The following is a 10584-nucleotide window of genomic DNA, read 5'->3' as shown; positions in this document are numbered from 1 at the left end:
GACCTCGGCAACATCACCCCCACCAAAGCCTCAGCACCCACACCACGACCAATCAACCAATGCGCCAACCGATTCGCCCGCGCATTCAACTCCCCGTACGACAAAACCTCCTCACCACGCACCACCGCGACCGCACCCGGATCACGCCCCACCTGCAACTCGAACAACCCAGCCATCGACACCTCAGGAACCACACGCCCCGTGTCATTCCACCCCGACAACACCAACTCCCGCTCAACCTCACCCAACAACTCCACCCCACCGACCCGCACCGACGGATCAGCCACCACCTGCTCCAACAACCACACCCAACGACCCAACAACCGCTCCACCGACCCACGATCGAACAGATCCGTCGAGTACTCGACCGTGGCGGTGACGCCCTGCTGATCGGCGTGCTCGGTGAGGCTGAGCAGCATGTCGAAGCGCGAACGGCCGATGCCCACGTCCTCGGATCCCACGCGCAGCCCCGGCAGTACGAACTCGCTCTCGGGGGTGTTCTGGAGGACCAGGGCGACCTGGAAGAGGGGGTGGTGACCCGTGGAGCGCTGCGGGTTCAACAGCTCCACCAGGTCTTCGAACGGGACGTCCTGGTTGGCATAGGCCGCCAGGCTCGACTCCCGTACCCGCGCCAGCAGTTCCGCGAAGGTCGGGTCGCCGGAGGTGTCCGTGCGCAGCACGAAGGTGTTCACGAACAGACCGACCAGGTCGTCGAGCGCCTCGTCGGTGCGGCCGGCCACACCGCTACCGAGGGCGATGTCGTGACCAGCGCCGAGACGGGTGAGCAGGACGGCCATGGCCGCCTGGAGCACCATGAACACCGTGGTGTTTGTCCGGCGCGCCAACTCCACCGTCTTCGCGTGCAGTTCGGCATTCAAGCCGTAGGTGAGATGCGTGCCCTCGAAGGAGGAGTGCGCCGGGCGCGGTCGGTCCGTCGGGAAGGTGACCTGCTCGGGGAGCCCGGCGAGCTGTCGGGTCCAGTAGTCGAGCTGCTGGGCGTAGATGCTGTCCGGGTCGGACGCACTGCCGAGCAGTTCGCGCTGCCAGAGCGTGTAGTCGACGTACTGGACGGGGAGTGCCTCCCACTGCGGCGCCGCGCCGCGCGTCCGCGCGGTGTAGGCGGCGATGAGGTCCCGCGTCAGCGGCCCCATCGACCAACCGTCGCCCGCGATGTGGTGCACCAGGAGCATCAGCACGTGCGCACCGCTGTCGCTCAGCTCGTACAGCCAGGCCCGGAGCGGTATTTCGGTGCCCAAGTCGAAGCCGTAGCGTGCCGAAGCCTCCAGTGCGGCGGGCAGTTCGGCCTCGGTGACGGTGGCGAGCTCCCAGTTCAGGCGCGCTTCGGTCGGAGCCAGCACCAGCTGGTGCGGCTCGGCCTCCGCCGCCCGCTCCGGGAAGACCGTGCGGAGCGACTCGTGCCGGGTGATGACGTCGCCGATGGCGGTGCGGAGCGCTTCGGCGTCGACCTCGCCGGTCAGGCGGAGCGCGATCGGCATGTTGTAGGTGGACGAGCGGCCCTCCAGCTTGTGGAGGAACCACAGGCGGCGCTGTGCGAAGGACAGGGGAACACTGTCCGGGCGGAGCACGGGCTCCAGCGCGAGGCGCGTGCGGCCGCCCTCGGCGAGACGTACTGCGAGGTCCGCGACGCTGGGGGCCTCGAAGACCGTGGCGATGGAGACTTCCACGCCCATGGAGACGCGGATCCGGCTCACCAGCCGCGTGATCAGCAGGGAGTGCCCACCGAGGTCGAAGAAGCTGTCGTCGATCCCGACCCGGTCCACACCCAGGACTTCGGCGAAGAGCCCGCACAGCACCTCCTCCTGCGGGGTACGGGCGGTGCGGCCGCCCGCGGTGGCCGCGTAGTCCGGCTTCGGCAGCGCCCGCCGGTCGAGCTTCCCGTTCGGGTTCAGCGGCAGGTGATCCAGAACCATCACCGCCGAAGGCACCATGTAATCCGGCAAGCCTTCGACCAACCGCGCCCGCGCAGCCTTCACCACCGCACCGATCCCACGCGCCGCAGCCGGAGTGTTCACCCAGCTCCCGGACCCCGAGGACGGCACGTACACACCGGTCAGGACCACGTCCGCCGCAGTGCCGGCAGGCAGAACCACGACGTCGAAGTACGCCACCGAACGCGCCGACCACGTCGGCACCACCAGCAGACCCAGAGCCGCGCCCTGCGCGATCAGGCTCTCCGGATCCACCGCGGGACCGAAGTCCTCCGCGTCATGCCCGTCGATGACCTGCTCCGCCGCCACCTCACCGACCAACCGGGCATTCGGAATACCGACCACCCGCACCGGAACCTCGGACGAAGCCAGGCTGTCGATCTCCAGGCCCGCCTCCCACACGATCTCCCGCACCCCGGACACATCCAGGACCTCCGCCGGAGCCTTGTGCAACACCACCTCATAGCGGTGCCGGGTGAGTTCGTTGTGGTAGTCACCGCGCTTGAGCCGCACATCGACACCGCCGATCCGCCCATCACCCGCAGCAAGACCCGTGAAGAACTCCGGCGCAGCCACCAACTCCTTCTCCAGGAGCACCGCACGGTCGACGACCGCGCGGGCCACCGCGCCACGTCCCGCATTCACCGCGGCGTGCAGAACACGCAGCGAGCCAGCGTTGCGCACGTCACCCACGATCAGACGACCACCCGGGGCCAACAGCCCCATGGCCTGGTCGATCACCCGCGCCAAATACTCACCATCGGGGAAGTACTGCACCACGGAGTTGATCACGACCGTGTCGAAGAACCCCTCCGGCAGCCCCTCCACGACATCCGCGGCCTGCGCCCGAAGGCGGACCCGAGCATCGAAGCCGGCTTCCTTGACCTGCTCCTCCAGACGCGCGATGACCGCCGAAGACAGGTCCGTTCCCCAGTACTCCTCCACGCCCTCGGCCAGGTGTGCCATCAGCAGACCGGAACCGACACCGATCTCCAGCACCCGTCGCGCGCCGAAACCACGCACCCGCTCGACCGCCGCGTCACGCCAGGCACGCATCTCACCCAACGCGATCGGCTCACCCGAATACGAACTGTCCCAACCGGAGAAGTCCTCGCCGAACCCCGCCACACCCGCCCCGGAGTACACGGCGTCATACATCTCACGCCACTCCCCCACCTGCGCCTGAGCACCCGACTCCGCAGCACCCGACTCCGCGGCAGCAGCCACCTCCAGATCCGCCACCACATACGCCACCAAACGCTGATCACCCTCAACGTCCTCACGCGCAACGACCGCGGCCTGACGCACCCCCTCACAACCCACCAACAACGACTCGATCTCACCCGGCTCGATACGGAACCCCCGCACCTTCACCTGATCATCCACACGCCCCACATACTCCAACTGCCCATCCACACCCCACCGCACCAAGTCACCCGTCCGATACATCCGCTCACCCACCCCGAACGGAGACGCCACGAACCGCTCACCCGTCAAACCAGCCCGACCCACATACCCCCGAGCCACCTGGACACCGGTCGCGTACAGCTCGCCCGCGACACCGACCGGCACCGGACGCAGGTTCTCGTCCAGGACGTAGAGCCTGGTGTTCCACATCGGCCGGCCGATCGGGACGCTGCTGCCGGAGGTCGCATCCGCTTCACCTGCGAGCCAGGTGGAGGCCGCGACCTGGATGGTCATCTCGGTCGGCCCGTAGAGGTTCGAGAGCTGGGCTCCCCACGTGCGGGAGATCTCCGCCGCGAGTTCCGGGCGCAGCGCCTCCCCGCTGGACCAGATGCGCGTGACGCCGTGGCCCGCGGGCGGTGCGGGAAGGTTGGCCAGCAGGCTCGGCGGGAACTGGGCGACGGTGACGCCGTGCTCCACCATGTGCGATACGAGCGCACCCGGGTCCCGAAGCACCTCCGTGGGGGCGACGCAGATCGCCGCACCGTGCAGCAGCGGGAACCAGAGCTCCAGCCCGACGGAGTCGAACCGCACCGACGTGCGGAACAGCACGACGTCACCGGAGCCGACCGGGTGGGCGTCCTGCATCCACTGGAGGTTGTTGGCCAGGCCCCGGTGCTCGACGAGTACGCCCTTCGGGCGCCCGGTGGAGCCCGAGGTGTAGATCACGTAGAGCGGGCTCTGCGGAACCAAAGGTGCCCAGCGCTCCCGATCGCTGAGATCGTCCGCGGGCTGCCGTTCGATCTCCGCTCGCGTCACCTCGTCGTCGAGGAGTGCGCACGGACGCTCCGTGCCGAGTCCCGCCAAGGCCGGGGTGCTGGTGAGCAGGAGGCCGGGGCGCGCGTCGTCCAGGGCGTGGCGCAGTCGTTCCGCCGGGTCCTCGGGATCGAGGGGAAGGTACGCCCCGCCCGCCTTGACCACTGCCAGGAGTGCGACGACGGTATCGGCCGACCTCGGCAGGGCGACGGCGACCAGCCGCTCGGCGGCGTTGCCGGGAGCCGTGGCCACGAGGTGGCGGGCCAGCCGGTTGGCCCGGGCGTTCAGCTGGGCGTAGGTCAGCTCGTCGGACCCGAAGCGGACCGCCGGGGAGTGCGGGGTGCGCCGCACCTGTGCTTCGAAGAGGGCGGCCAGGCTCTCCTGGCTCACCTCGGCATCGGTGTCGTTCCAATCGTCCAGGACCTGGCGCCGCTCCGCTGCGGTGAGCAGGTCGGCGCGGCCGATGCGCTGCTCCGGCGCGGACAGTGCCTGGTCGAGGAAGCGCACCCAGCGGGCGAAGAGCTGCTCGATGGTGGACCGGTCGAACAGATCGGTGGAGTACTCGACCACGGTCGCGATGCCTGCGGGGCGGCCCGCGGCGTCGTACCGCTCGGTGAGCGACAGCAGCATGTCGAAGCGCGAGGTCCCGGAGTCGACCTCCTCCATGCGGACCGTCAGCGCGGGCAGGGTGAAGTCTTCCCTGCCGTTGTTCTGGAGGACGAGGGCCACCTGGAAGAGCGGGTGGTGGGCCGCCGAGCGCTGCGGGTTGAGCAGTTCCACCAGGTGGTCGAACGGGACGTCCTGGTGGGCGTAGGCCGCCAGGCTCGACTCCCGTACGCGCGCCAGCAGTTCGTCGAACGTCGGATCACCGGAGGTGTCCGTGCGCAGCACGAAGGTGTTCACGAACAGGCCGACGAGGTCGTCGAGCGCCTCGTCCGTACGGCCCGCGACGCCGCTGCCGAGCGGAATGTCGGTGCCGCCGCCGAGCGCGGTCAGTAGTGCTGCCATGCCCGCCTGGAGCACCATGAACACGGTTGCACCCGAGGTGCGGGCGAGCTCGGCGAGACGCTGGTGCAGGGTGGCGTCGACGTCGAACTCGGCGTACGAGCCCGCGTAGGACCCGATCGCCGGGCGCGGCCGGTCGGTGGGGAAGGTCACCAGTTCCGGCATGCCCGCCAACTGGCCTCGCCAGTAGGCGACCTGGCGCGCGAACATGCTGCGCGGGTCCGACTCGTGGCCGAGCAGTTCGCGCTGCCAGAGCGTGTAGTCGGCGTACTGGACGGGGAGTTCCGACCACGACGGCGCCACGCCCTGGAGCCGTGCCGTGTAGGCGGTGACGACGTCCCGGGCCAGCGGAGCCATCGACCAGCCGTCACCGGCGATGTGGTGCAGCAGCAGGAGCAGGACCGATTCCTGCCCGCCGGTCTCGAAGAGGCAGCTACGGATGGGGATTTCGGTGGAGAGGTCGAATCCGTAACGCGCCGCTTCCTCCACCGCGGCCGGCAGCTCGGCCTCGGTCACCGTGCGGCGTTCCCAGTCGATGCGCGCGTCCGCGGCGTCCACGACGAGCTGCCGGGGTTCACCGGCGCTCTCGCTGAAGACCGTGCGCAGGGACTCGTGGCGCCCGACGACGTCGCGCAGGGCGGAGCGGAGCGCTGCGTGGTCGACGGCACCGGTCAGGCGGAGCGCGATCGGCATGTTGTAGGTGGCGGAGCGGCCTTCGAGCTTGTGGAGGAACCACAGGCGGCGCTGTGCGAAGGACAGCGGAAGGCTGTCGGGGCGCTCCACGGGGACGAGGGCCGTGCGCGTCGGGCCGCCCGGGTCGAGGCGCTCCGCCAGCCGCGACACGGTGGGGGCCTCGAAGAGCTGCTTGATCGGCAGCTCGGCACCGAGGACGGTGCGGATGCGGCTGACCAGGCGGGTCGCGAGCAGGGAGTGCCCGCCGAGGTCGAAGAAGCTGTCGTCGATCCCGACCCGGTCCACACCCAGGACCTCGGCGAACAGACCGCACAGCACCTCCTCCTGCGGGGTACGGGCGGTGCGACCACCCGCGGTGGCCGCGTAGTCCGGCTTCGGCAGCGCCCGCCGATCGAGCTTCCCGTTCGGGTTCAACGGCAGGTGGTCCAGGACCATCACCGCCGAAGGCACCATGTAATCCGGCAGCCCTTCGACCAACCGCGCCCGCGCAGCCTTCACCACCGCACCGATCCCACGCGCCGCAGCCGGACTGTTCACCCAAGAGCCCGATGCCGAGGACGGCACGTACACACCACTGAGGACCACATCCGCCGGAGTACCGGCAGGCAGGACCACCACGTCGAAGTACGCCACCGAACGCGCCGACCACGTCGGGACCACCAGTAGACCCAGAGCCGCGCCCTGCGCGATCAGGGTCTCCGGATCCGCCGCCGGACCGAAGTCCTCCGCGTCATGCCCGTCGATGACCTGCTCCGCCGCCACCTCCCCGACCAAACGGGCATTCGGAATACCGACCACCCGCACCGGAACACCCCCACCCGGCAGCCCGGACAGGTCCAGACCCGCCTCCCACACGATCTCCCGCACCCCGGACACATCCAGGACCTCCGCCGGAGCCTTGTGCAACACCACCTCGTAGCGGTGCCGGGTCAGCTCGTTGTGGTAGTCACCACGCTTGAGCCGCACGTCCACGCCACCGATCCGCCCATCACCCGCAGCAAGACCCGTGAAGAACTCCGGCGCGGCCACCAACTCCTTCTCCAGCAACACCGCACGGTCGACGACCGCGCGCGCCACCGCTCCACGCCCCGCATTCACCGCGGCATGCAGAACACGCAGCGAGCCCGCACTACGCACGTCACCCACGATCAGACGACCACCCGGCGCCAGCAGCCCCATGGCCTGGTCGATCACCCGCGCCAAATACTCACCATCAGGGAAGTACTGCACCACGGAGTTGATCACGACCGTGTCGAAGAACCCCTCCGGCAGCCCCTCCACGACATCCGCGGCCTGCGCCCGCAGGTGGACCCGAGCAGCCAGACCGGCCGCCTCCACCTGCCCCTCCAGACGACCGATCACCGCAGCCGAGAGATCGGTGCCCCAGTACTCCTCTACACCGCCCGCCAGGTGCGCCATCAGCAGACCAGAACCGACACCGATCTCCAGCACGCGTCGCGCGCCGAAACCACGCACCCGCTCGACCGCCGCGTCCCGCCAGGCACGCATCTCACCCAACGCGATCGGCTCACCCGAATACGAACTGTCCCAACCCGAGAAGTCCTCGCCGAACCCCGCCACACCCGCACCGGAGTACACGGCGTCATACATCTCACGCCACTCCCCCACCTGCGCCTGCGCACCCGACTCCGCAGCACCCGACTCCGCAGCAGCGGCCACCCCCAGATCCGCCACCACATACGCCACCAAACGCTGATCACCCTCAACGTCCTCACGCGCAACGACCGCGGCCTGACGCACCCCCTCACAACCCACCAACAACGACTCGATCTCACCCGGCTCGATACGGAACCCCCGCACCTTCACCTGATCATCCACACGCCCCACATACTCCAACTGCCCATCCACACCCCACCGCACCACATCCCCCGTCCGATACATCCGCTCACCCACACCGAACGGAGACGCCACGAACCGCTCACCCGTCAACCCCGCACGACCCACATACCCCCGAGCCACACCGGCACCCGACACGTACAGCTCACCCGGCACAGCCACCGGCACCGGACGCAGAGCGGCATCCAGCACGAACACGCGGGTGTTCGCCACCGGATGCCCGATCGGCACCACGCCCTCGGGCAGTTCGCCGCTCATCGAGACGCACACCGTCGACTCCGTCGGACCGTACGCGTTCACCACCCGGCGCGTCGCCGACCAACGGGCCACCAACTCCGGCGGTGCGGCCTCGCCCGCCAACACCACCGTCTCCAACGCCGACAGACCAGCCTCGGCTCCCACCGGCAACGCGCCCAACACCGAGGGCGGCAAGGTCACGTGCGTGACCGCCTGCTCCGCCAGGACCGCGGCAAGGGCTTCGCCGACCAGCCGCCCCGGCTCCGGCACGACCAGCGTGGCACCCGAGGTCAGCGCCATCACCAGTTCCCACCAGGCGGCGTCGAAGCTGGGCGAGGAGAACTGGAGGATCCGGCTCGCGGGCGTCACGCCCAGCCGGGTGACCTGGGCGGCGGCGAGGCTGGCCACGCCCGTGTGCGACACGGCGACGCCCTTGGGGACGCCGGTGGACCCGGAGGTGTAGATCACGTACGCGGGGTGGTGCAGCAGGAGCGGGACGTCGGGGGTGGTGTCCGGGTGGTCGGCCAGTTCCGCGTTGGCCGCGCGCAGGGTGTCCGGGTCGAGGACGAGGATCGGGGCGGCGTCCGCCAGCATGAAGGCGCGTCGCGCCGCCGGGTACTCCGGGTCGACCGGTACGTAGGCACCGCCGGCCTTGAGCACGGCCAGCACGGCGACGACCAGGTCCGTGGAGCGCGGCAGGAGCACGCCGACGCGCTGCTCGGGGCCGACTCCCCGCTCGATCAGCCAGTGGGCCAGACGGTTCGCCCGCGCGTCGAGCTCCCCGTACGTGAGGGATTCGGCGCCGCACACCAGCGCGGTGTCCGTCGGGGCCGCGAGCACGCGCTCCTCGAAGAGCCGGGGCATCGGGGCGCCGGGGACCTGGACGGCGGTGTCGTTCCACTCGGCCAGCAGTCGGCCGCGCTCGGCCGCGCTGAGCAGCTCGACCTGTCCGATGGGCAGGGTCGGGTCGGCGCTCACCTGCTCCAGCAGGTGGGCCCAGCGCTCCATGAGGGCGAGGACCGTGGCGGGGTCGAACAGTTCGGTCGCGTACTCGACGACGGCTTCGATGCCGGTGGCGTCGCTCCCGTCGTGCCGCTCGAACAGCTCGACGAGGACGTCGAAGCGGGAGGTGGAGGTGGGGACGAACGCTTCGTCGACCTCGATGCCGGGCAGTCGCAGGTCCTCGACCGGCGCGTTCTGCTGCACCATCGCCACCTGGAACAAGGGGTGGTGGTGGGTGGACCGCTGCGGGTTGAGGAGCTCGACGAGGTGGTCGAAGGGGACGTCCTGGTGGTCGAAGGCCGTGAGGCTGGTCGCGCGGACGCGCCCGAGCAGCTCCTGGAAGTCCGGGTCGCCCGAGGTGTCCGTCCGCAGCACGAAGGTGTTGACGAAGAGGCCCACGAGGTCGTCGAGCGCCTCGTCGGTACGGCCCGCGACTCCGTTTCCGAGCGGGATGTCCGTGCCCGCGCCGAGCCGGGTGAGGAGGGCCGCCATACCGGCCTGGAGCACCATGAACACGGTCGCGTTGGAGCGGTGCGCGAGGTCGACGAGCCGTTGGTGGAGCTCGCCGCTCAGCGAGAAGCGCAGGTTGGCGCCGGCGTAGGACGCGACGGCGGGGCGCGGCCGGTCGGTGGGGAAGGTGACCAGCTCGGGCAGGCCGTCCAGCTGGTCCCGCCAGTGGTCGACCTGCCGGGCGAAGAGGCTCTCGGGATCGGTGGGGTCACCGAGCAGTTCCCGCTGCCAGAGCGTGTAGTCGGCGTACTGGACCGGGAGCGCGGACCAGGTGGGCGGGGCACCGGCGGCGCAGGCCGTGTAGGCGGTGAGGACGTCGCGGGCCAGGGGTGCGAGCGACCAGCCGTCACCGGAGATGTGGTGCAGCAGCAGGAACAGCAGGCTCTGGCCGTCGCCGAGGTCGAAGAGCCGTGCACGGAGCGGGATCTCGTCCGAGAGCTCGAAGCCGTACCGCGCCTCTTCCTCCAGCACGGCGGTGAGTTCGGATGCGTCGACCCGGCGGTGCTGCCAGTCGAACCGCACGTCCGCGGGGTCGAGGACCAGCTGCTGCGGCTCGCCGTCGGTCGCGGGGAAGACGGTGCGCAGGGACTCGTGCCGGCCGATCACGGCCAGCAGGGCGCCGTGCAGGGCGTCGGCGTCGACCGGGCCGGTCAGCCGGAACGCCATGGGCACGTTGTAGGTCGCCGAGGGGCCCTCGAGCCGGTGTTGGAACCACAGGCGGCGCTGGGGGTAGGAGAGCGGCAGTCGGTCCGGGCGCGCCGCGGCGACCGGGCCCCGACGGGGGCGGCCCGGCGTGCGGTCGGCGTCGCCGTCAGCGCCGCCGGTCGGGGGCGCGTCGAGGAGCGCGGCCAGGGCCGTCGGGGTGGAGGCTTCGAAGATCTCCTTGATCGGGAGCTCGACGCCCAGGACCGCGCGGACGCGGACGAGCAGCCGGATCGCCGAGAGCGAGTGCCCGCCGAGCGTGAAGAGGTCGTCGTCCGGGCCCACTTCCGGGCGGTCCAGGACTTCCGCGAAGAGTTCACGGAGCACCTCGATCTTCGAGGTGGACGGCTGACCTTCCACGCCGGAAGTAGGGAGGTCAGAATGCGACGATGCCTTGGCGTCCAACGTG

1 protein-coding gene is annotated in these 10584 nt (G+C 70.0%); it reads right to left on the bottom strand.

Features of this window, described 5'->3' with window-relative positions; genetic code table 11:
* On the bottom strand, nucleotides 1-10535 hold a 10535-nt coding region (locus ACFWAR_RS33850), incomplete at its 3' end, for an amino acid adenylation domain-containing protein (RefSeq protein WP_385785712.1).
* Nucleotides 10536-10584 lie beyond the last annotated feature (49 nt).

The sequence above is a fragment of the Streptomyces sp. NPDC059917 genome, assembly GCF_042730635.1.
GTDB lineage: Bacteria > Actinomycetota > Actinomycetes > Streptomycetales > Streptomycetaceae > Streptomyces.
The sequence above is the reverse complement of the archived record's forward strand: the minus strand, read 5'-3'. Positions and strand labels throughout refer to the sequence as shown.